The following is a 275-nucleotide window of genomic DNA, read 5'->3' as shown; positions in this document are numbered from 1 at the left end:
ATGCGGCCCCGCACGCGCTGCACCAGGCGTCGCAACCAGGCCGCGGGCATCGGCTCAGCCCGGACCGGCGAGCGCCACGCACTCGGCGCCGCGCTCGCTCAGCCGCAGCAGCCCGGCGCGCGGCGGCTGGGCTTCCAGATCCCAGTCGGTCAGGACCACGCGCCGCAGGCCCGCTTCGAGGTCGTGCTCGGCGGGGCGGTGGGTGTGGCCGTGCACCAGGGTGTCGGCACCCGCCGCCTGCAGCCACGCGCGCGCGGCGGCGGCGTCCACGTCGG

The 275-nt window shown here is 78.9% G+C and carries 1 protein-coding gene; it reads right to left on the bottom strand.

Going from position 1 to position 275, the window contains the following annotated elements; translation table 11 throughout:
• Positions 1-54: 54 nt before the first annotated feature.
• Positions 55-275: hypothetical protein (locus QCD75_RS22050; RefSeq protein ID WP_301231656.1), on the bottom strand; the 221-nt coding region annotated here is incomplete at its 5' end.

Origin of the sequence: Arthrobacter sp. PsM3 (assembly GCF_030433895.1) — a bacterium.
Classification (GTDB): domain Bacteria; phylum Actinomycetota; class Actinomycetes; order Actinomycetales; family Micrococcaceae; genus Arthrobacter.
The sequence above is the reverse complement of the archived record's forward strand: the minus strand, read 5'-3'. Positions and strand labels throughout refer to the sequence as shown.